The following is a 21,547-nucleotide window of genomic DNA, read 5'->3' as shown; positions in this document are numbered from 1 at the left end:
TTAACTTACCGCTTCTTGCAATGTTGCGATATCAATTTTTCTCATCTTAAGCATGGCTTGTGTTGCGCGTTCGGCTTTGATTGGATCTTTATGTGAAATAAGTTTTAAAAGAATTTTCGGGGTCACTTGCCAGAACATTCCGTATTTATCCTGAAGCCAACCGCACATACTTTCTTTACCACCATCTGCTAAAAGAGCATTCCAATAATAATCTACTTCTTTTTGAGTTTCTACACTGATCATAAAGGAAACTCCCCAAGTGAATTTAAACTCAGGCCCTCCATTGTAAGCAGTAAACTTTTGGCCGTTTAAAATGAACTCTCCTTGCATTGGGTTGGCAGTGATAATTTTTGTTTTTTTAAAAACCGAAGCATAGAACTTTGTCACCTCTTCAATGTTTGCATTAAACATCAGAAAGGGTGTAATGCTATGAGTTGGATTGCTCCGATAATCTAACTTTTTCGAAGTAGATTTTGTTTTGGTTTTTGTGCTCTTTTTCTTCTTTGGTGCTGCCATGGTTTTAACCTGTTCGTTAATTCTAAGGATACGATTTGTTACAAATTCTCTGGTGATTTGGTCGGAAAACATAAGTATTTAGATGCAGAATCAAGGATTGATCAATCTTTTATTGGGCTTTTAGGAAATTTTAATTTTAAATATCAATCAAATGAGGAAGAGAGTTACAATTGAATTTCATTCAGAAAGTTTCTTGTTTTCATAATTTTGGTTTTCCATTAAAAACCAGACGTTGGTTATTAAAGCATTTTTGGTATCATCAATTGCTAATCAATCGATACTTCCTTTTTACCTCTGTAAAAAGGATAATTTAGCATTGAGTTCAATCAAATTAATTTGTTATTCAGCAACGAAACCTACATCTCTGCCTGGTGTAATTCCAAAGAAACGTTTGTATTCTCGACTAAATTGTGAAGCGCTTTCATAACCAACTCGAAGGGAGGCAGATATAGCATTCAATCCGTCGTGTGTCATTAGTGCCCTTGCTTTGTGTAATCTTACATTCTTTATATATTGTAAAGGGGAAGAATTAGTTACCGCCTTAAAACTAGCGTGAAAAGCGGAGACACTCATTCCCGCATATATTGCTAGAGTATTTATATTTAGATCATCAGAAAAATCTTCATGAATTTTATCCAACACTCTTGCGATCATGAAAAATCGTCGATTTTGGTATGCCATTGCTCGCAATGATTCACCATTTTCACCATAAGATGCACGATAGAGTAACTCTTTTAAAATAATTGGGCCAAGGATCGATGCCTCCTTTTTTGAAGTCATGGTTTAACAGTCAGCGAAGTAAAAGAAATTTTGGTTCATACATACGCTTATGCAGGCTTTCCTCGTAGTTTGAATGGACTGAACGTTCTAATGCAAGTGTTGAAGATACGCAAACAAAATGGAATTAAAGACAAAATAGGAACAGATGCACGGCCTCTTTTAACTGACAAAAGTAAGTTGGAAATAGGCACAGAAATTCAGACTAAATTAATTGGCGCACCCAATCATGGTGAAGTTTATACCTTTGCTCCCGTGATTGATCAGTTCTTAAAAGAACATCTATTTGCAGATATTTTCAGTCGGGATACGTTAAACTTTCAAAGTCGCGAAATCGCAACAGTTTCCATTCTTGCAAGCCTCGGAGGAACAGAAACTCAACTAAGATCGCATATGAAAGTTGCTCTTAATGTTGGCCTTACAGAAAATCAACTCCAGCATTTAGTCTCGATCTTGGAGTTAAAAGTCAGTTGGCAAGATGGACAAGTGGCAAAAAGAATTTTGGACCAAACCTTGGTTGGGGAGTTAACTTTCGCGGAAATCTCTCCAAACGAGGTCGCCATTAAGAATCAGAATTTTACAGGTAAGGTCTGGGTGGAGATTCTAGTCGCTGACGATCGAACATGGAACACTCAAATTGGAAATGTTACTTTTTCACCAAGTTCTCGAACCAATTGGCATTATCATCCAGGCGGTCAAATTTTATTAGTAACAAAAGGTAGTGGATATTATCAAGAAAAAGGAAAGCCAGTTCGTATTGTGAAAGCAGGTGATATCATTCAATGTCCGCCTAATACACATCATTGGCATGGAGCCACACCCTCGGAAGAACTCAGTCATATAGCCATCGGAACGAACATGAAGGCTGGCCCCGTAACTTGGTTGGAACCAGTGAGTGACGAGGAATATTTAAGGCAATAAAACATAGCACTTGTTAGATAAAAATATTGAGTAACGATAGGTATCAATCAATCAAAATTTTATTTTCCAATTCGACTTGACTTAGACATCAAAGCACCGAGAAACTCGGAGTTATTCCACTCTTCCATAATCAATCCATTTTTAAACCTGGACACAATCATCTCTTCCCATTTGATTAATTGGCCCATCTTTAAGTTTTTGTTTTTTGAAGGTTTGATTTTTCCTCGTAGAGTTCTTTTCCAAACAATAAACTCATCTGTCTGAACAAGGAATTGAATTTTGATAACTTTTAAATCAGAGAAGAAATTATGTAAATCTTTACTCCATTTAATGATGATCTTATGTCCCAAGTAATCTTTTTTAGATGTATGTACTACATAATTATTTGAGAAAAACTTCGGAATGTCTGAAGTATTTTGATTCGAAATGAGTTCGTTTAGTATATACTCTATTTTCTTTTTATTTTCCATAGGAAACCTCAAAATCAGACAAGATGTTTCACCCTTTACTTTACCTTCCGTTCCAAAATTGCTCCCATAGCTATGGCAAAAAACAACAAAGACAAATATCGAAATCCAATTTGAATAAAATATACATCCATAGGCATTTTTGACATTGGAATCAGAACGAGAATGTCTAAAAGCCAATTGATAAAAAGCCAAGAGATTCCAATGACAAATCCTTCTTTAAGAAATTTTGAATCAACTAACAAAAAATAACGATATAGTAAAAAACATCCACTGAGGGATCCGACGACAATCATGATCGTTTTGAAAAGAAACAAATCAATTTGTAGTCCGCCATCCTTTGAGAAAAAGAAGATCGAGACAAAAAACGGTACAAACCAACTTAAAAAACCATATCCTATATTCCATTTAATTGCTTTCATTTTGGAAAACCCTCGTTGTAATCTTTAATGCATTTTGGTTAGAGATTACAGACGATGAAAAGAATTATTTTTGTATTTTGCAGTTTGTGAATAGATTGACAATAAGTAGTTTAATATTAAACTATCTATAGAGAGGGATCGGAGGCGAAAAAATGCTCCGAAAAACCGTATGAACCAGACAGAAACCAAAGAGAATTCGAATGTTTTTCCAACTTCCGATACAATGCCTTCGTTTTTTTTAGGCCATGGCAGTCCTATGAATGCGATTGAAGAAAATGAATTTGTGGATGGAATACGTGACCTAACAAAACAAATTCCAAAACCTCAGGCAATCCTTTGTATTTCGGCACACTGGGTGACAGATGGAACCTTTGTCACTGCTATGGAAAAACCTCCGACCATACATGATTTTGGTGGTTTTCCCAAGGCTTTGTTTGATGTACAATACCCTGCTCCCGGTAGCCCTGAGTTAGCAAAACTAGTTCAGTCAGTGGTAAAAACTCAAAATGTAAAATTAGATTACGAATGGGGGCTGGATCATGGGGCGTGGAGTGTGATCAAACATATCTACCCTCAAGCAGATGTTCCGATCGTTCAATTGAGTATGGATTACAAAAGTTCTCCAGAACAACATTTTCAATTAGCAAAAGAATTAGCCCCTCTCCGAAACAAAGGAATCCTAATCATTGCTAGTGGAAATATAGTGCATAACTTGCGTATGGTGGCATGGGACAGGTTGAACGAAGTGTATGGTTTTGATTGGGCACTCGATGTGAATCAAAAAGTAAAAGATTGGATCAGTAAAGAAGATTACCAATCACTCATTCAAATCCGAAATCACGGGAAAGAATTTGAATGGGCCATTCCAACAGCGGAACATTATCTACCACTATTGTATACTTTGGGGACAAAATTGAATTCGGATACTGTCTCATTTTTTAATGACAAACCAGTCGCTGGAGCATTAACAATGACTTCGGTACGACTTGACTCTCAATTAAATTAGGGATCTTGAAAAAAATGGAAAAACCATTAGAATATTTAATTCGTAAACCAAAAGTTTCTGTAGAAAAACCACCTCTCTTACTTTTGTTACATGGAGTTGGTAGTAATGAAGAAGATTTATTTTCCTTAACCAATTATCTGCCTGATTCAATGTTAATCGTTTCAGTTCGAGGACCTCTGACTTTAGGACGGGATAGTTATGGATGGTATGAAGTATTATTTACAACTGGTCAGCCGAAAATCAACTTAGAACAAGAAAGAGAAAGTAGAAAACTTCTCTTAGAGTTTTTGGATTATCTTAAATTAAATTATCAATTTGATGAATCCAAAGTTTGGATTGGTGGATTTAGCCAAGGTGCCATCATGTCTTATTCCATCGGTCTACTACATCCAGAGAGAATTAAAGGTATCATTGCTCTGAGTGGGAGATTGTTAGAAGAAAACAAAACAATTGTAGATGCCACTGAGAAAGTTCTAAACAAAAGAATATTTATCTCTCACGGAACGAATGACCGTGTTTTGTCAGTGGAATATGCTAGATCGGTAAAAGGATATTTAGAATCTATCGGCATCCATCCTCATTATAAAGAATATGAAGAAGGTCACAGTATCAATCGGGAGATGTTAAAAGATTTAATCCAATGGTTGGAAGTGGAGTTGGAAAATCCTAAATAAAAATCCTATAGACCAGAGTTGTTTGGCCTATAGGATTCATTGGAATTTTGAGTAAAAGGATCATTCACTTACTATCGATGAACATAGCAAAGAAAATCTAATCAATAATCCCTAGTCGTTTGAAAATGAGCGGAATTCGTTCCAGATAAGGTTTGATTTGAAAAATTTCCTCCAAATCGCTATCTTTCAGAATGGCAGAACATCTTGGATCTTGTTTCAAAAGGTCACGAAGATTTTTGGATTGGTCTGCCCATACGGCCATTGCATTTTCTTGCACGATAAGGTATGCATCCTCGCGAGTGATTCCCCCTTTTTCGATGAGCCAAAGCAAAACTTTTTGAGAGAAAATGAGTCCACGTGTTACGTTTAGTGTACGTTCTGTAGCATCAGGATAAACATGAAGACCTTTCAATACAAAGTTCATTTTTTCTAAAATGTAATCGAGTGCAATTGTAGAATCGGGAAGTACAATTCGTTCTGCTGAGGAATGAGAAATATCTCTTTCATGCCAAAGTCCCACATTTTGTAATCCAACGTTTACATTAGAACGAATGACTCGGGAGATTCCAGAAATTCTTTCACAAACCACTGGGTTTCGTTTGTGAGGCATTGCGGAAGATCCTTTTTGGCCTTTGGCAAATGGTTCTTCTACTTCACGTCCTTCTGTTTTTTGCAAAAGTCGAATTTCTGTTGCCATACGGTCTAAACTGGCAGCAACCACACCTAGAACAGACATATAGAAAGCATGACGATCTCTAGAGATCACTTGCGTTGCAATCGGATCTACCTTAAGACCAAGTTTGTTTAAAACATATTCTTCGATTTCTAAATCAATATTGGAATAGGTTCCTACAGCTCCAGACAATTTACCTACTGCAATTTGTTCCCTTGCATCTTTCATCCGTTCTAAGTTGCGGGTCATTTCTGCAAAGAAGAGTGCAAATTTTAATCCTAAAGTCATTGGTTCCGCATGGATCCCATGAGAACGTCCGATACAAGGAAGGTCTTTGTACTCTTTTGCTTTTTCTTTTGTTGTTTGTAAAAGTGTTTCGGTTCTTTGGATGAGAAGGTCCATCGCTTGAACCATTTGTACGCAAAGCGCCGTATCTCCTACATCACTGGAAGTCAGTCCAAAGTGAACATGACGGCCAGCAGGGCCAATATATGAATTCAGGTTTGTTAAATAGGCAATCACATCATGGTGAACCTTCGATTCTATTTCTAGAATTTCTTCTACATTGAATTTTGCCTTCTGTTTGATGGTTTCGAGATCTTCTTTGGGGACCTCTCCTCGGTTGGCGCGTGCCTCGCAGGCATAAATTTCAATATCTGTCCAAATTTTAAATTTGTTCTCTAATTCCCAGATGGCGGAAATCTCTGGGTGGCTATAACGATCGATCATAAGGGCAGTCTTTCAGTCGAAACTTCCGTTTCAACTGGGAATTTTACGATTGCCGAACGATGTTCGAGATTCAAGTTTAGAATCTAGTAATAAATCCCAGGGGGGCATATGTCCAAAGAATTCGAAGGAAAAGTAGCACTGGTAACAGGAGCTGCCTCTCCCATTGGTTTGGGAAGAGCAATCGCAAACCGTATCGCATCGCATGGTGCAAGTTTGGTGCTTGTTGACTTAAATCAGGAAAAAATTGAAGAAGCTGCAAGAGAAGTAGAAGCAAAGTTTGGTGTGAAAGCAATTGGTGTTGCTTGTAACGTAACAAAACCAGAGGATTGCGATGCTGCGATTAGCAAAACAAAGGAAGCTTTTGGAAAATTAGACTTTCTTGTGAACAACGCGGGAGTTTTGAAAGATAACCTTCTCATTCGTATGTCTGAACAAGAATACGACTTCGTAATGGATGTGAACTGTAAGGGAGTTTTCCTTATGACAAAATCCGCAAGTAAATTGATTCTTAAATCTGACTCTGGCCGGATAGTCAATATCTCCTCAGTTTCTGGACTTACAGGACAACCAGGACAAGCAAACTACTCCACTTCAAAAGCTGGTGTGATTGCGTTAACAAAAGTTTCTGCACGTGAATTTTCAGGTAGAAACGTACTAGTAAACGCAGTTTGTCCAGGATACGTTCAAACAGAAATGACTGGAACACTTTCTAAAGAAGTACAAGACAAGTTGACAGATCCTTCTGTAATTCCTCTCAAACGTCCGGGAAAACAAGAAGAGATTGCCTCTGCTGTTAAGTTTTTCTTAAGTAACGATGCTTCTTACATTACTGGAACTTACCTCCGTGTAGACGGTGGTGCAGCTATCGGGATGTAGATTTTTTATCCTTTGCCTTAGGTGCGGCAGTGATCGATTTGATCGCCTTTTGCACCTTAGGCGAAGATGGCTTAGATTTGGTTTCTTTAGTATTCTTTTTTTCTTTTAAAGTATCTACACTGTGGTTTTCAGGAGTAGGTTTCTTTTTTTCTTCAGGCACTGGTGGTGATTGGATTTCATAATCATAACGAACAGTCGAACTCCAATTTCCTGCAAAATCTCTTACACTGGCAAGCACCGTGTGTTTTCCTGGTTCGTATAAAATTTCTGGTTCAAAGATTTCCAATCGTCCATCTTTTGGAAAAAACTCTGCTTTGCCCGGAATTCCATCGACAGTGATATCAAATCCATCGGGCATAATTCCTGATCCTACATCCACTGCCTTCAAATAGAGGGCAAAGTCTTCTCTTGGATAAACCGTTTTATTCATAAACTCATGTAGATAAATATTGGGAGGTGTTTGGTCAGATAAAACGACAAAGAGACCAGTTTTTCGAAGTCTCACTTTAAAAAACTGACCCCAAGAACTAAAAGAAGATCCATTGATCTTTTTCACATTTCCATTCGCCAGTACTTCGTACAAATCAGCAGAATTGATGTCTTTGGTTTTGGGAACTTTTACATAAAGATCATAACCTAAATTGAAGTCTTTAAAATCTGGCCCGATTTTATATACACTAGAGAGTTGGTTGAGTCCCTGTGTATTGATTTGGATTTGTTCTTGCGCTTCGATTTCGAAAAATGCTTTCGAATATACTGCATTTACTGGGAAAAAAAGTTCTACTTTTGTATCTTTGGATTTGAAGGTAGTATAACGATCGTAATACACATTGTATTTCCATTCCTTAGTAACAATGTGACTATAATCACCTTGGTCTTTTAGAATAAAAAAGGAAGCAAATGACATTTGACCTCCCATCCCTGTAGCACGTATCGTAATTTCTTTTGGTTCTCCCATACGCATCTGTTCGCTATCAAGAAGTCCTTGTTCACGACCATTACTTCTCATACCTAAGAGGTCGTTTCCATCTCTAGTATGTAGATAATATGAAAATGGATTTCCGTTGGGTTTACTTACAGAACTATCATATAACAATACATTTTTACGAGTATGTTCTTTTAGAATTTTAGAAAGTTGGAAACCTTGTAAAACGTTTTCACCAATTAACATATCCAAGGTGAAAATTCCAAGACGATTGCTATTTGATTTTTGATGAATAGCAATTTGAATTCCAACTTTCCCTTGGATAAAAAGAGTAGGAGATTCTAATAACTCAAATCGATTTCCAGTGGTTTCATAAAATGGAATTTCTACAGGTTCATTTCGACCATTGATGAAGGTGCGAGGTGTTTGTGGAGTAATACGCAAAGCGTTGAATACAATAGGTTCTGCTACATTATAACCTAAGCCATAATGCACAGGGTTGTAATATACGTTATCTTTAAAAAGTTCAAAATGAAGGTGAGGTGGGCCAACTCCTGTATCGCCCGAAAAAGCAATAGTTTCACCTGCATCTACTTCCACTGCCTCCGGAAGAGCAATATCAAAATCTGTTCGGTCTTTGTATCGTTTTGCTTGTTTTGATTTTAAAATTTGTTTGATAATTTTTTGTGAAAACTTATGCAAGTGACCATAACGAGAGGTCATCCCATCATCGTGTTGTAAGAAGATTGCATAACCAATGCTAGTCCATCGTCTTTGGACTCTGGTTACTTTCCCTTTTGCGACAGCAAGAATAGGAATACCAATTTTGCCACCAGTGGAAAAGTCCTGGCCCATATGGAAGTGACCAGTTCTAAATTCTCCAAATGTTCCAGTGATTGTATCATATCCTTTTACTGGCCAAACATATGGATTTTTTAAAACAAAACCTGGTGGGAAATCAGAGACAGATATTGCAGAGAGTGGATAAATAGAGAGTATAAGTACTAATACGAATGAACGCAACATCAGATTTCAGTATTATTTTCGGCGCTTATGGTGAAAAGACTTATAAGAATCGAGGGGTGTTTGTAATTTTCCCCTCGATCATGGAGATTTTTATTTAAAAACGGGTCTACGTTTTTCCTTAAGAGCTGTCATTGCTTCTAGTAAATTGTCAACGACACCTAGTTGTTCAAAAGATTTGATCGTATCTTTTTTATACTGATCAAGGTTTGCGAGTAGAGCTCCATTTAATGTATTCTTTGTAGCACGATATGCAGCAGATGGAACTTTAGAAAGTGTTTCCAATTTCTTTAAAGCAATCTTTCTTACATCTTCTGGAGTTGGAGCAATTTCATCAATAAGCCCAATTTTTTTTGCTTCCGCACCTTTGTAAGTGGTTCCTTCTAAACAAACTTCTGCCCAATACCTTGGATCCACACACATCTTAATGCGATCGATAAAACTTCCAGGCAAAGGCAAACCAACATTTACTTCTGTAAACCCAATCCTTCCCTTTCCATCCAACATATATTTAAAATCGGATGCAACAGTGATCACGGCACCGCCACCCATGGCATGGCCTGTAACTTCTGTAATCAATGGTTTGTCAAATTTGACAAGTTCGCCAAAAAGAAGTACTATCCCACCAACTTCATCAATCAGTTTGTCACGGCTTGTGGAAAGTAAGTTTTCCGCATCAAGACCATTACAAAAAAATTTGGGGTTATCTGTAGTAAGGATAACACCACGTTTGGAATTGTCGGCTTTGATTTCATTTAAGATCTCACTTAGGTCTCTCATATTTTGACCAGTCAATGAGTTTTGATCATTCATTTGAAAGCGAATGATTTCGCCTTTGCCGTTGGGAATATCGATAACTTCGCGTTTGTAGTTCATTGTTTACTTCTTTCGTTTTTTTTTATAAAATTATGATTGGGAAGGGGGATTCGCTGAATCAGAATTAGGTTGTGAATCTGTCGATTCTGCAGAAGAATTTAAATTTTCTGGAACAATCGGAGGATTAAGAGGAATTTCTATTTTGACTTGGCTTAAAAGAGTCGGTGCAGGCGGAGGTTCTTTGCCTGTTTCCTTTACAAATTTTTCTTTTTTTTCTTTTTTCCTTTGTTCTTCAATTTTCTGCTCTTCCATTTTTACGTATTCATCGAATTCGTTTGGAGCCATAAAAACTAACATCTTTTCATCATCAGTGGCATGCTCAATAAAAGCACCCATATGACGACCAGCTATGAATACAACTTTTTCATGATTGGAAAAAAGTTTCATTACACGTTCAAATACTTCTACTTCATCTTTTCCTAATTCTGGAACAACACGAACATCAAAACAAATACGTTCCGCTTGAATTGATTTAAGAAAATTGGGCGTAAAGATTTTTTTGAATTCAGGAAAAACATATCGTTTGAGATTGGCACGGCATTGAAAGAGAACTCGTCCATGGCCACGGTCTACAACGACAAAAGACATATTATCTCTTGTTTTAGAAGACTCACTAAATTTATATTCTTCAATATGAGAATGAATTCTATCTAGTAGTGGCTGTTTGATCAGAGGTTTTACCATATAATCTGTAAAACCAAGGGCCTTTAGATTTGCTACAAAATTGGCGTCCTCTTTCGGTATCATTGCCATGATGGGAATGTTATGGGTGATTACGTCGCGTCGAAGTTCCAAAACAAATTCCAATTCTTTTTTATCTTTAAAAGTTATCCCCATAAGAATGATATCGGGGTTAGAGGATTTAACATACTCCTGTACAGTTTGCGAAAATTTTGTTACGACTACTCGTTGGCGTAAACCAAGGAAGATGTTTTCCAAAGCCTGTGCAGAATTCAGATCGTTTTCAATCGCCATAATGAAATGCATATGTTTTTTAAATCAAACCCTCTTCCGAAGCAACTCGAAACAAATTCCCGACTTTCTTTTGTTTTTCTGATAAAATTTTATCTGTCAATACTTCTTTCACAACATCTTCATGTATGGAATGGAGAAGTTCAAAATCCCTTTTGTAATCAGAGATTGTCATTTTACCAAAAAGAATGTTTGCTTGGAACTGATAGATTTGGTGTTCCATTAAGAAACGTAAAGTATCATAATCCTCAACGGCTTCCGCTGTGATTACGGCCTCCCTGTTATCAGCAAGACGTTTGCAATAATCAATAAAAGCTAGATTGTCTAAAAATTTAATCTGGTCTTCTTCAATTTTAAATTTAAAACTAATCGGGTCTAGTTTGAATTCTTTGATCATTATTCCAAGATCCAAAACAATTTGGTGCGACTGGCTTTTGACACCAAAGTCATCTGCGGCAAAACTCATTCCATGAGAATAAAAAGCATGGCATACGTCTTTTAATGGATAATGCGAATCGTCGTATGGTTTTTCTACTAACTCAAAGCGTACGTTTTCTGGAAGAAGATCCTTATTTTGAATTAGTTTTTTCAAGCGATCGACTCGATCGACATGAGAAAAAGTATCAATCAAAGATTGAGGAGAAATATTGAATTTTAAAAGTCCCGGGGCTCCTTCACAAGCAACGATCAACTTTTCTAAAATCAAAAGTTCGATTCGATTTAAGTCTTGGTCAGCAGGGATATCGTTGATTAAATCTTTATATCCAATGTAAGCGCCACCACCCAAAAAAACTTCCCCACCTTTCACTGCATAAGTTTTATCTTTTGGATTGAAGATTACCGTCGGTTGGATCATGGCTTCATGAACTGAGCCAGAAATATAAGTGTTGGCTTTATTATAATAAGTCCAACTCCAACGAACCAAGTTATCGTTTAGGTTTTTTTCTGAAGATTTATAAAGTTCGTTATAAATTTCATCGCTATCAGAAATAAAATTGGATTGGGTTCTTGAGACTCCAAAATGAAAGGATGCTGTTTTGTTTTGTAAACATTGTTGTTGAAATTTACCAACGGCATTTTCGATATTGGGAAATCTTTCAATGTCCCACTCAAAGAGAGGGGAAATTCCCATGATCAATATATTTTGTTTTTCTATATAATGGAATCCAAAACAGATATCTTCCAAATCCAAACAGGCATAAAATTCTGTACGAAGTAGATCTAAAAAATCAGTCAGTTCAATACCGCTGATATTTTCAAACCGAATGAGAAAGAGAGGTTTCCCTTGGTTCTCTTGGATAAAATGTTTTTTGAACACATCTAAGTCCTTCATACCAAAGTAATAGGGACCTGTTAAAAGTTGATTTTTCAAATGTAGCCTTCGTATATGATTTGATTCTCAAACGACTTGTTGTAAATTTATGAGAATTCAAAAGAAAAGGCAACAAGGATAGTAACTTATGATTAGTTTTATTTGGTTTTTACTCATTGGTCTTGCAGCAGGTTGGCTTGCCGGCCGTATTTTACGTGGAAGGGGATTTGGACTGATTGCCAATTTGGTAATTGGTGTGGTTGGTTCCTTTTTGGGAGGAATTGTATTCGGTCTTTTGGGTTTTCGCTCTTACGGCCTAATTGCAGAACTTCTAGTGGCAGTGGCAGGATCCATTTTGCTTATCTTCATCGCAGGGTTGATCAAAAAAAGATAAACCATTGGTTTCGGTTCTTAGTGGTTACTTCGCAAACCTAAGGAACCAAATCAGATGCAGACAGGGCGACATAATCAATCGTCCCTGTCTTCGGGAGAAAATTTTTAATCTAACTCGACTCCATCACCTAACTCAAAGTTGGAACTCACACCTTGCACATCATCATTGGCTTCCAAGTTTTCAATTAACTTCATTACTTTTTCTGCGGTTTCTTTATCGTTCACTTCCACAGTGGTCATCGGAATGTATTTGATTTCCGATTCTTCCATATTCAATCCTTTCGTGGAAAGAGCTGATTGGACTGCTTCGTATTCTGCAGGCGTTGTAAGAACAACATACATCCCATCATTGACTTGGATGTCTTCGGCACCGGCGCTCAGTGCTAAATCAAATAGAGCTTCCTCTGAAATTTGATCTGCTTTTAGAGTCAATTGTCCTTTTCGTTCAAAAAGACGAGAAACGGCACCTGCGTTGGCTAGCGACCCTCCCAATTTAGTTAGAATACTTTTAATTTCAGGAGTGGTACGAGATTTTTTATCAGTGAGGACATCAACCATAATGGCAACGCCACCAGGTGCGTAACATTCATACAGGCACTCTTCGTAGACCATCCCTTCCAAACCACCGGTTCCCTTTTTGATGGCACGTTCGATATTGTCCTTTGGCATGTTGGCAGCTTTTGCTTTTGTAACCGCTAGGCGAAGTCTTGGATTTCCTTCTTGGTCTCCACCACCATCTTTTGCTGCTACGGAAATTTCTTTGGCAATCCTTGTAAAGATGGCGCCTCTTTTGGCGTCAATGGCTCCCTTTTTTCTTCGAATCGTCGCCCATTTCGAGTGTCCTGACATTGTTTTCTCCCAAGGCTAGGATTTTGGATTCAAAAGATTTTTCAACAGATTTAAGTCGCCCTAGTTTCTTGACTCAGAGAGAAAATTCCAAAGTACTGTAAAAAAACATCAATAAGGCATACCATGATCGACTTTTCCATCACCGATGAACAAAAAGCCCTCCGCGATTTAGCGAGAGATTTCGCCAAAAATGAAATGATTCCCAAGGCGGAACACCATGACCACACAGGTGAATATCCGAAAGAAATATTAAAGAAAGCTTTTGACGTAGGCCTTATGAATATGCACATCCCAGTGGAATACGGTGGGGCAGGCCTCGGTGTTTTGGACGAACTCATTGCTTCTGAAGAGTTGTTTTATGGTTGTTCAGGAATGGCAACTGCTATCCTCGCAAACAATCTTGCATTAGCGCCTGTTTTGTTAGGTGCTGATGACTATGTCATGAAAAAATTCATCCAACCAATGTCGGAAACCTTCACTCTCGCAGCATACGCAGTCACTGAGCCAGGTGCAGGATCAGATGTTGCGGGAATTCGCACAGTAGCAAAACGAGTGGGTGACGAATATATTATCAACGGATCCAAAATGTGGATTACAAACGCAGGTCATGCCGACTGGTTTTTTGTTTTAGCTAAAACAGATCCCAATGCTGGTCACAAAGGTATGACCGGATTCATCGTAGATGCAAAATCTCCTGGAATCATCATCGGTAAAAAAGAAAAAAATATGGGACAACGTTGTTCTGACACTCGCGGTGTTACCTTCGAAGATGTAAAAGTTCCAAAAGAAAACATGATCGGTAAAGAAGGGGACGGATTCAAAATTGCAATGGGTGCTTTTGATAAAACTCGCCCTGCCGTTGCGATTGGAGCAGTCGGTGTGGCTCGTGCAGCACTTGATCATTCCATTCGTTATGCAAACACACGTAATGCGTTCGGAAAACCTATTTCCGTTAACCAAGGTGTTAGCTTTATGATCGCTGAAATGGCTCGCGACATTGAAGCAGGAAGACTACTCTGTTGGCAATCCGCTTGGCTTATCGATAGCGGTTACAGAAACACATACCAAGCATCTATTGCAAAAGTATTTTGTGCTGATATGGCAATGCGTGTCACAACAGATGCAGTTCAGATCTTTGGTGGTTACGGATTCAACGAAGAATACCCTGTAGAAAAATTAATGCGAGATGCAAAAATTTTCCAAATCTACGAAGGTACTTCTCAAATCCAACGTGTGATCATTTCCAAATTTCTCAATGACGGAGTTGGGATCGAAACTCCTAACGCGTAAAGATTGGATAAAGGACAGGTGGAATCAAATGTTGACTCCACTTGTCCTCTCCTAGTATGTTTCTTCTCATCGACAACTACGACTCATTCACCTATATTCTGTACCAATACCTGAACCAAATCATACCAACGACTGTCATGCGGCATGATGAAGATTTACCTCTGGATTTACAAAAAAACTACAAGGCTGTGGTTTTGTCTCCAGGACCCGGTCTTCCCAAAACTTCAGGAAAACTCATGTCTCATTTAAACTCAATGTATGAGACAATGCCAATCCTTGGAATTTGCCTTGGCCACCAAGCCATCGGAGAAATGTTTGGAGCCACTTTGGAACAAACTCCAGATGTGTTTCATGGAAGGCCTTCTGAAATCTTTCACAATGGCGAAGGTATCTTTAAAAACATTCCCAATGGCTTTTTAGCAAACCGTTACCACTCCTGGTCGGTATCGAAAGTTTCCTTTCCGAGTGAATTGGAAGTGACAGCCGAAACAAAAGATGGAGTCATAATGGGAATTCGTCATAGAAAATGGAATCAGGTCTTTGGGGTTCAGTTCCATCCCGAGTCCATCCTCACTGAACATGGGGAAACCTTACTCCGCAACTTCTATGAGGAAGTGATCCAATGAAATATTTTTTAAGATTACTTTCCTATTCTGTGCGTTACCGCGAACGTTTTGTTCTGGGTTTGGTATTTGCACTTTTGACAGCCGTCCTGAATGGTATTTCTCTTACAGCACTGATTCCACTTTTTGATTCGTTAGGTGGAGATAAAAACAATCGTTTTCATTTGGATTTGACCTTGCCAGAAAAAACTATCTTAGTCCAAGAAGTATTACTAGGTGCGGATAGTTTGGATGGTCTGGAAAGAATCAAACGTGTTATTATCTCAGCAAAACTCCAAATCAATGAGTTCACAGCGGATATGGAACCTAAGGAAGTGGTCTGGGCAGTTTGCGTAGCTGTTTTTCCGTTATACCTTTTAAAATTAGGAACTTATCTTTTATCTGTCTTTTGTATTGCCACTGCAGGTTATAAAGCGGTCAGGGACATTCGCCAAGAGTTATTTCAAAAAGTTCAAAGACTCCCGCTGACATATTTTTATAAAGAAAAAACTGGTCTTATCATGAGCCGTGTCATAAACGATGCGGAAATTGTGGCGGCCGTTATTTCGAGTAACCTGCGTGATGCGGTGATCAACTTTTTTTATGTTTTAACGCATCTAATGATTCTTATTTATCTAAATTCAGAATTATTGGTATTAGCATGTCTTACAATTCCCGTTGTGATTTTGCCTGTAACACTCTTTACGCGAAAAATTTCTTCCTCAACTGCCAGGTTCCAAGAAAAAATCGCCGACTTAAATAGCCATATCCAAGAATTCATTTCAGGGATTAAGGTCATCAGAACCTTCCGTCAAGAGACTCAAGATCTAAAAAAATTTGATAATATCAACTATAAGGTCTACCGTCGTACATTTAAAGGCCAGTTCTATTTACAAATGGCACCAAGCCTTGTAGAATTAACTTCTTCCATCGTAGTTCTCGGATACTTTGCCATGGGAGCAAAATTCATTTATTCCGGTAAATTCACTCAAGGTGAGTTTATGGCCTTCCTCCTTACCTTGTTATTTTTATTACGTCCTCTCACTCAACTTTCACAAATGGTTGGAAAAATCACCCAAGCCAATTCCGCAGGGAAACGTATTTTCGAAATCATTGATCGCGATTCTGAAGTGGTGGAACATGGCGATGAAACTGTTCTCGAAAAAATTGAGAAAGGAATCCAATTTGACGACATCCATTTTTCCTATCCAGGAACAAACCAGGAAGTTTTAAAAGGAATCAACTTGGATATCAAACTCGGGGAAACCTATGCATTTGTCGGAACTAGTGGATCCGGTAAATCCACTCTTATGGATTTAATTCCCCGATTTTTTGATCCGACAGCTGGGAAAATTCGAATCGATGGTGAGGATATTCGAAATTATTCACTCAACTCACTTCGTAAAAAAATCGGAATTGTGACTCAGGAAATTTTTCTCTTTCACGGAACCATTGCAGATAACATAGCTTATGGGACGGGTGCAGCTTCTCGAAAGGAAATCGTTCGTGCAGCTCGTCTTGCAAATGCCCATGACTTCATTACCAAAATGGAAAATGGATATGATACTGTCATTGGGGTTCGTGGACTCGACCTTAGTGGGGGACAAAGACAACGTCTAGTCATTGCTCGAGCCTTGTTACGAAATGCAGAAATCATGATATTGGATGAAGCAACCAGTGCTCTAGATGCCGAATCAGAACGTTTGGTCAGTCGCGCTTTGGAGCGACTCTTTAAGAATAGAACTACTTTTATTATTGCCCATCGTCTTTCTACTGTTCGCCGAGTGAAGAACATTGTTGTCATTGAAGAGGGTGAAATCAAAGAACAAGGGGATCACGATTCCCTTTTGGCCGAAAATGGAATTTATAAAAAATTATACGATAGTCAATTTGCCGATGCGGAGATTCAGATATGAAACGAGTTTTAATTGTTGATGATAATGATCGTTATGCGAACAATTTAAAATCATATTTTGATTCTCTAAATATCCACTCGGACAGAGCAGTGGATGCTAAAGAAGGCCTGATTCTATTTACTAAAAATCCAAATTACGATATGATAGTTTCTGATGTGACTATGGAAACACAAACCTCTGGACTTTGGATGATGCGTAAAATCTACAAATCCGGTTACAAAGGAACTCTTGTTATCGCCTCGACTGGATTTGATGTAATCGGTGTGATGCCTTTTTCTTCTTACTTTTTAACTTGGTTTTGTGGCATTCATTGGATGATTCCTAAAGTGCCTCTCAAACAAGGAACGGTGGAATGGGTTCCCACCGCCCTTACCAAAGGAAAAATTAATCCTTTCTAGGAACTTTGATTTCTTCAATCGGATCGAAGAGATTATTATGTTTTCCTTTTTTTAGATTAGAGTACTTCCCTGATTTCCCATCACTTCCTAATTGTTTTACTTCAATGATATCCAGTTTTGGATAAAATACCCAACCAGTCACAAAGGCACCGCGTGCTCCTGGAAGAGTGGATTCCATTTTCACTTGGATGTATTTATCTGTTAAAATATCTTCGCCAATCCGAACTGCAAATTCCTTTTTCGTTTCAGAAAGGATAAGACCAATTTCCTTATTTTTGATATAAGATACTGGTCTCGAACGTTCGTTAGGTTCTGATCTCAGATAATCATCCTCTATCAGAATGATTGCATATTTTCCAAAGGCTTTGCGTCGGAGTAAAGATTCACCAATGCGTTTGTTTATTTTTTCGTCAGTTTGGGATTCATTCAATCGGATGAGAGCAAAAGTCGCCGAGAGCGAGTGATTTTTGCTTATTTCATCCACGGCCATTAGAGCAAGATTTGGTTCTTCAGCCACAACTCGTTCTAAAATCCGTAAACTTTCTCTACTTCCATGAATGGCAAGTGCTTCGAGAGCGGCTTCTTTGATTTCTTGTTCATTTGATTTTAGAAATTTATCAAACACTTCTACATCAGCATCTAATTTATGATGGGCGAGTCCTCGGAGGGATCCAGAAACAATCACTACATATTCAGATGCAAGACCTGTAGTGAGTATCATTTCCCTACCAGCTGGATCTTTTGTTTTGCCTAGTCCTTCGTAACTGACAGCGATTACTTCGGGATCTTCGGCTTTGGTTCCAGCGATGAAATAAGAAAGAGAACGTTTGTCTCCAAGATCAGACAGAGCTTTGTAAGCCGCAGGCCTTACTTGGTATCCATCTTTATCAATAGCAGTTTGTAAACTCACTCGACCAGCTTTTAGGCGACCTAGTGCGAGTGCTGCTGCAGATCGAACACGGGGTATGGGATGCGTGGCTAGAATTCTTTCTAAGTTCTTGGGATTGCGATAGTATTCCCATTGAAATACCTGAACCAATCCATTTCGAATTTGTTCTGTATACTCTCTGTCTTTTTTTTCTTCTTCAGAAAGAACGTCTTCTTCTTCTTTTTTTACTAACTCATTAATTTGTTCAGAGACTTTTGCTTTTCCGGTAACTTTTGTTTTGCGATTTAGACGTTTGATTGAAATTTTAGAACTGTTATCTTCTTTTTTCGAAATCACTTTTTCCAGTTTTTTCGCAGCTTCCTTTTCATTTGTTATGATGATAGGATCTTCAACTACTGGTTTTGTTTCCTTCTCTAGAGTATCTTTTCCTTGGTTGTAGTTTCCTGAATCTGATCGTAAATGACGGATTGCATTCTGAATTCCAATTGCCTTGGGACTATTCTGTTTTAAAGCCTCTAGAATATTACCTAATTCATTACTCACTCGGCCAATGGCTGGGCCATCAAAATCATTCGGCGTACTTTCAATCAAATCTTCGTTGGTTTGAATAAGACCAGGAAGTTTCGCAATCAATGTTGGGAGGTCTTCTTCTAAATAAGCGGCTGCTTGCATCTCTTTTTCAACTGGTTCTCCAACTGTCTTTTTGCTATCAGCACGGAGAGCAACGTTCTCACCAAATTCTAATAGAGCAATGGCCTTGTGTGCCTCTTGGATAAACTCATCGTACTTACGATTGTTCGTTACAGGGATGATAACATCTTTTGATTTATGAGGATCTAAATCACTTCCTTGGTATTCTTTATACTTTGGTGAAACGTCTGTTAATTGGTATGGTTTTGATGTGGAACAACTTATCAATAAAACAAGGACCACCCATAAACTGCTCTTCCAAATTATGTCTTGACCCTTTTGAATCATCTGATAGCCTACTTCCATACTTTGAATATCGGATACTTACTATAAGTAAAATTAGCGGCAATCTAGCTGGTCTCAAGCCAAACCAGCTAAAAAAGTTAAAATCTCTCTCCGAAAGGCGTCTTAGAGAGGATTCTATCATATCTATGGACCTTGCACGGCTCGTAGGTGAGATTTCTGTAGAAATCGGTAGGCAGGTGGGACTTCTGATCGAACGTTCCGGTTATGTCACCCATCTGATTGTGGGAAACGACCACTCCATCGAAATTCCTCATTTGGACCGATACCGTGTGGCCCATTCTAGACTCCGAGGTCTCCGTCTCTTTCACACACATCTCAAAGAACACCCGTTAAACCAAGAAGACCTAATGGACCTTGTCCTCAACCGTTTTGATTCCATCACTGCGGCTTGTGTTGGTTCTGATGGAATTCCTAAATTCTTTTTTTCAGCCTTTATCAATCCTGATCCTGATGCGAAAGAACCTTGGATCCTTTCTCCCAAACAATATCCAGGCCAATTGAAGTATGGATACTCAGAACAAGTAGAAGCATTAGAATCTGAATTCACCAAAAAAACTTCGAACCTAAAGGAATCACAAAAAGAAAATCGAGCATTCCTTGTCGGTGTTTATGATGTGCGGAAGATGAAACGTTCCCCCGACCATTCCATGGCAGAACTCAAAGAACTCTGTCGCACAGCTGGAATCCATGTGGTAGATACCTATGTTCAAAAAAGAGATCCCGATCCCAAAACCGTTGTCGGAAAAGGGAAATTACAAGAGATCATCTTAACCTCTGTTCATAAAGACATTGAACATTTGATTTTTGATTTGGAACTGACACCATCTCAGGCAAAAAAAATTTCCGATGCTAGTGATTTAAAAATCATCGATCGGACCCAACTTATCTTAGATATATTTTCCAAAAATGCAAAATCGAGAGATGGAAAACTCCAAGTGGAACTTGCCCAACTTAAATACCTTAAAAATAGACTTTCTGAATTGGATGACAATATGAGTCGCCTAACAGGAGGAATTGGAGGGAGAGGTCCTGGAGAAACCAAATTGGAAATTGGGAACAGACGAGTAGAAGAAAAAATCACACGTTTGGAAAATGAACTTAAAGATCTAAAACGACGAAGAGAACTGAATCGTAAGTCCCGAACTAGAAATGAAATCCCCATTGTGGGAATTGTCGGTTATACCAACGCAGGTAAATCCACTCTCCTCAATGCCCTAACAAATTCCACAGTGATTGCTGAAGACAAATTATTTGCAACACTTGATCCTACGACTCGGCGAATTCGTTTTCCTGAAGAAAGAGAAATCATTATTTCTGATACCGTAGGATTTATCCATGACCTTCCTCCCGATTTGTCTCAGGCATTCAAAGCCACTCTTGAGGAATTAGGGGATGCGGATCTCCTCCTCCATGTCGTTGATTCCACAAATCCTAATTATGCGGAACAAATGGACGCAGTGGATACCATTCTCAATTCATTACAATTGAATGAAATTCCAAGGATGGTGGTTTTTAATAAAGCCGATGGATTGGATGAAGAAACTCATATCTCTTTCCAAAAAAATGGAAGTTTACTCGTTTCCGCTGTTACTCGTGAGGGACTCGCTCAACTTTTGGATTTGATTGAAGACGAAATTTGGAAGAAAAAAGAACAAAAACCTTTAGCTACTACTCCCAGTTAGAGATGGCTTCTTTTTTAGTATGGAAGATTTTTACTTTGCTTGGTAGATCCATCAGTCGAATTACATTTTCCAAAAAATGATTTAAACCCCCGATTAGAATTTTGCCGTGGTTGCTCTCTACGGTTTTGATGATACCTATGAGTGTTGCTACACCAATGCTATTGATGTATTCCAATTTGGTTAATTCCAAAATGATATTATAAACCGCATCACGAAAGATTACCGAAATATTCCGATTGATTTCATAGGCATTGGTGTTGGTGATTTGGCCCACAAAAGAAACAACGAGAACCCGTTCGCCTTTGACTTCAACGATTTCTGTTTTGAGATCTAGAGATGGAAATTCTAAATTCGCCATGGCGA

General features: G+C 38.3%; 22 protein-coding genes. 10 read left to right on the top strand and 12 right to left on the bottom strand.

Annotated elements, in window-relative coordinates:
• Both LEP1GSC203_RS03795 and LEP1GSC203_RS03790 read right to left on the bottom strand, forming a co-directional pair.
• Positions 1–516, bottom strand: a complete 516-nt coding sequence (locus LEP1GSC203_RS03795) for a VOC family protein (protein WP_002972792.1) — start codon at positions 514–516, stop codon at positions 1–3.
• Between the two features lie 339 nt (positions 517–855).
• On the bottom strand, positions 856–1,296 hold the full coding sequence (locus LEP1GSC203_RS03790; RefSeq protein WP_002972206.1) for a helix-turn-helix transcriptional regulator: 441 nt from the start codon (positions 1,294–1,296) through the stop codon (positions 856–858).
• 30 nt (positions 1,297–1,326) lie between these two features.
• Between LEP1GSC203_RS03790 and LEP1GSC203_RS03785 the strand changes: the two genes are divergently transcribed.
• Positions 1,327–2,214, top strand: coding sequence for a (R)-mandelonitrile lyase (locus tag LEP1GSC203_RS03785; protein WP_156808561.1), 888 nt, complete (start codon positions 1,327–1,329; stop codon positions 2,212–2,214).
• Positions 2,215–2,273: 59 nt separating this feature from the next.
• Here the strand turns inward: LEP1GSC203_RS03785 and LEP1GSC203_RS03780 are convergent, their stop codons facing one another.
• Positions 2,274–2,684, bottom strand: coding sequence for an ester cyclase (locus tag LEP1GSC203_RS03780; protein WP_002972538.1), 411 nt, complete (start codon positions 2,682–2,684; stop codon positions 2,274–2,276).
• A 35-nt stretch (positions 2,685–2,719) separates the two neighbouring features.
• Entirely contained in the window at positions 2,720–3,103 is a 384-nt protein-coding gene (locus LEP1GSC203_RS03775; protein WP_002972773.1) for a hypothetical protein, read from the bottom strand.
• A gap of 169 nt (positions 3,104–3,272) precedes the next feature.
• Between LEP1GSC203_RS03775 and ygiD the strand changes: the two genes are divergently transcribed.
• Positions 3,273–4,109 carry a 4,5-DOPA-extradiol-dioxygenase gene (gene ygiD / locus LEP1GSC203_RS03770; RefSeq protein WP_002972685.1) on the top strand — a complete coding sequence of 279 codons (837 nt, stop codon included), beginning with the start codon at positions 3,273–3,275 and terminating at the stop codon, positions 4,107–4,109.
• 14 nt (positions 4,110–4,123) lie between these two features.
• The gene (locus LEP1GSC203_RS03765) at positions 4,124–4,783 is read left to right on the top strand and encodes an alpha/beta hydrolase (RefSeq protein WP_002972510.1); all 660 of its coding nucleotides are present in this window, start codon (positions 4,124–4,126) and stop codon (positions 4,781–4,783) included.
• Between the two features lie 97 nt (positions 4,784–4,880).
• Here LEP1GSC203_RS03765 and purB read toward each other — a convergent pair whose 3' ends face one another.
• Positions 4,881–6,185 carry an adenylosuccinate lyase gene (purB, locus tag LEP1GSC203_RS03760; RefSeq protein ID WP_002972430.1) on the bottom strand — a complete coding sequence of 435 codons (1,305 nt, stop codon included), beginning with the start codon at positions 6,183–6,185 and terminating at the stop codon, positions 4,881–4,883.
• A 108-nt stretch (positions 6,186–6,293) separates the two neighbouring features.
• Here purB and LEP1GSC203_RS03755 point away from each other — a divergent pair, with 108 nt between their 5' ends.
• Entirely contained in the window at positions 6,294–7,061 is a 768-nt protein-coding gene (locus tag LEP1GSC203_RS03755) for a glucose 1-dehydrogenase (RefSeq protein ID WP_002972927.1), read from the top strand.
• On the opposite strand, the gene LEP1GSC203_RS03750 is transcribed toward LEP1GSC203_RS03755, so the two are convergent.
• The 4 genes from LEP1GSC203_RS03750 to LEP1GSC203_RS03735 all read right to left on the bottom strand — a co-directional run bounded on the left by LEP1GSC203_RS03750 (position 7,048) and on the right by LEP1GSC203_RS03735 (position 12,190).
• Positions 7,048–9,012: a M23 family metallopeptidase gene (locus tag LEP1GSC203_RS03750; RefSeq protein WP_002972691.1), complete on the bottom strand. Its 1,965-nt coding sequence runs from the start codon at positions 9,010–9,012 to the stop codon at positions 7,048–7,050. The two genes, LEP1GSC203_RS03755 and LEP1GSC203_RS03750, sit on opposite strands and share 14 nt — an antisense overlap.
• A gap of 90 nt (positions 9,013–9,102) precedes the next feature.
• Positions 9,103–9,885 (bottom strand): enoyl-CoA hydratase/isomerase family protein, encoded by a 783-nt coding sequence (locus LEP1GSC203_RS03745; protein WP_002972880.1) that lies wholly within the window; start codon positions 9,883–9,885, stop codon positions 9,103–9,105.
• Positions 9,886–9,915: 30 nt separating this feature from the next.
• Positions 9,916–10,860 carry a PleD family two-component system response regulator gene (locus LEP1GSC203_RS03740; RefSeq protein WP_039937090.1) on the bottom strand — a complete coding sequence of 315 codons (945 nt, stop codon included), beginning with the start codon at positions 10,858–10,860 and terminating at the stop codon, positions 9,916–9,918.
• A 19-nt stretch (positions 10,861–10,879) separates the two neighbouring features.
• Positions 10,880–12,190, bottom strand: a complete 1,311-nt coding sequence (locus LEP1GSC203_RS03735) for an EAL domain-containing protein (RefSeq protein ID WP_198008553.1) — start codon at positions 12,188–12,190, stop codon at positions 10,880–10,882.
• Between the two features lie 127 nt (positions 12,191–12,317).
• Between LEP1GSC203_RS03735 and LEP1GSC203_RS03730 the strand changes: the two genes are divergently transcribed.
• Positions 12,318–12,563: a GlsB/YeaQ/YmgE family stress response membrane protein gene (locus LEP1GSC203_RS03730; RefSeq protein ID WP_002972556.1), complete on the top strand. Its 246-nt coding sequence runs from the start codon at positions 12,318–12,320 to the stop codon at positions 12,561–12,563.
• A 104-nt stretch (positions 12,564–12,667) separates the two neighbouring features.
• Here LEP1GSC203_RS03730 and LEP1GSC203_RS03725 read toward each other — a convergent pair whose 3' ends face one another.
• A complete protein-coding gene (locus LEP1GSC203_RS03725; RefSeq protein ID WP_002972727.1) occupies positions 12,668–13,411 on the bottom strand; it encodes a YebC/PmpR family DNA-binding transcriptional regulator in 744 nt (247 codons plus the stop codon).
• Positions 13,412–13,534: 123 nt separating this feature from the next.
• Between LEP1GSC203_RS03725 and LEP1GSC203_RS03720 the strand changes: the two genes are divergently transcribed.
• The 4 genes from LEP1GSC203_RS03720 to LEP1GSC203_RS03705 are packed head-to-tail and all read left to right on the top strand — an operon-like array spanning position 13,535 to position 17,617.
• Positions 13,535–14,701, top strand: a complete 1,167-nt coding sequence (locus tag LEP1GSC203_RS03720; protein WP_002972423.1) for an acyl-CoA dehydrogenase family protein — start codon at positions 13,535–13,537, stop codon at positions 14,699–14,701.
• Between the two features lie 56 nt (positions 14,702–14,757).
• Positions 14,758–15,327: an anthranilate synthase component II gene (locus LEP1GSC203_RS03715; RefSeq protein WP_002972718.1), complete on the top strand. Its 570-nt coding sequence runs from the start codon at positions 14,758–14,760 to the stop codon at positions 15,325–15,327.
• Positions 15,324–17,219 (top strand): ABC transporter ATP-binding protein, encoded by a 1,896-nt coding sequence (locus LEP1GSC203_RS03710; RefSeq protein ID WP_002972628.1) that lies wholly within the window; start codon positions 15,324–15,326, stop codon positions 17,217–17,219. The genes LEP1GSC203_RS03715 and LEP1GSC203_RS03710 overlap by 4 nt, the downstream gene beginning before the upstream one ends.
• Positions 17,216–17,617 (top strand): response regulator, encoded by a 402-nt coding sequence (locus LEP1GSC203_RS03705; RefSeq protein ID WP_002972758.1) that lies wholly within the window; start codon positions 17,216–17,218, stop codon positions 17,615–17,617. Before LEP1GSC203_RS03710 ends, LEP1GSC203_RS03705 begins: the two co-directional genes overlap by 4 nt.
• Here LEP1GSC203_RS03705 and LEP1GSC203_RS03700 read toward each other — a convergent pair.
• Entirely contained in the window at positions 17,604–19,484 is a 1,881-nt protein-coding gene (locus LEP1GSC203_RS03700) for a HEAT repeat domain-containing protein (RefSeq protein WP_051064133.1), read from the bottom strand. The genes LEP1GSC203_RS03705 and LEP1GSC203_RS03700 overlap by 14 nt on opposite strands.
• Positions 19,485–19,627: 143 nt before the next feature.
• Here LEP1GSC203_RS03700 and hflX point away from each other — a divergent pair, with 143 nt between their 5' ends.
• Entirely contained in the window at positions 19,628–21,184 is a 1,557-nt protein-coding gene (gene hflX, locus LEP1GSC203_RS03695; RefSeq protein ID WP_002972340.1) for a GTPase HflX, read from the top strand.
• Here hflX and LEP1GSC203_RS03690 read toward each other — a convergent pair.
• Positions 21,171–21,542 (bottom strand): STAS domain-containing protein, encoded by a 372-nt coding sequence (locus LEP1GSC203_RS03690; protein WP_002972771.1) that lies wholly within the window; start codon positions 21,540–21,542, stop codon positions 21,171–21,173. The two genes, hflX and LEP1GSC203_RS03690, sit on opposite strands and share 14 nt — an antisense overlap.
• Between the last annotated feature and the right edge of the window lie 5 nt (positions 21,543–21,547).

This window comes from Leptospira terpstrae serovar Hualin str. LT 11-33 = ATCC 700639 (assembly GCF_000332495.1).
Lineage (GTDB): Bacteria > Spirochaetota > Leptospiria > Leptospirales > Leptospiraceae > Leptospira_A > Leptospira_A terpstrae.
The sequence above is the reverse complement of the archived record's forward strand: the minus strand, read 5'-3'. Positions and strand labels throughout refer to the sequence as shown.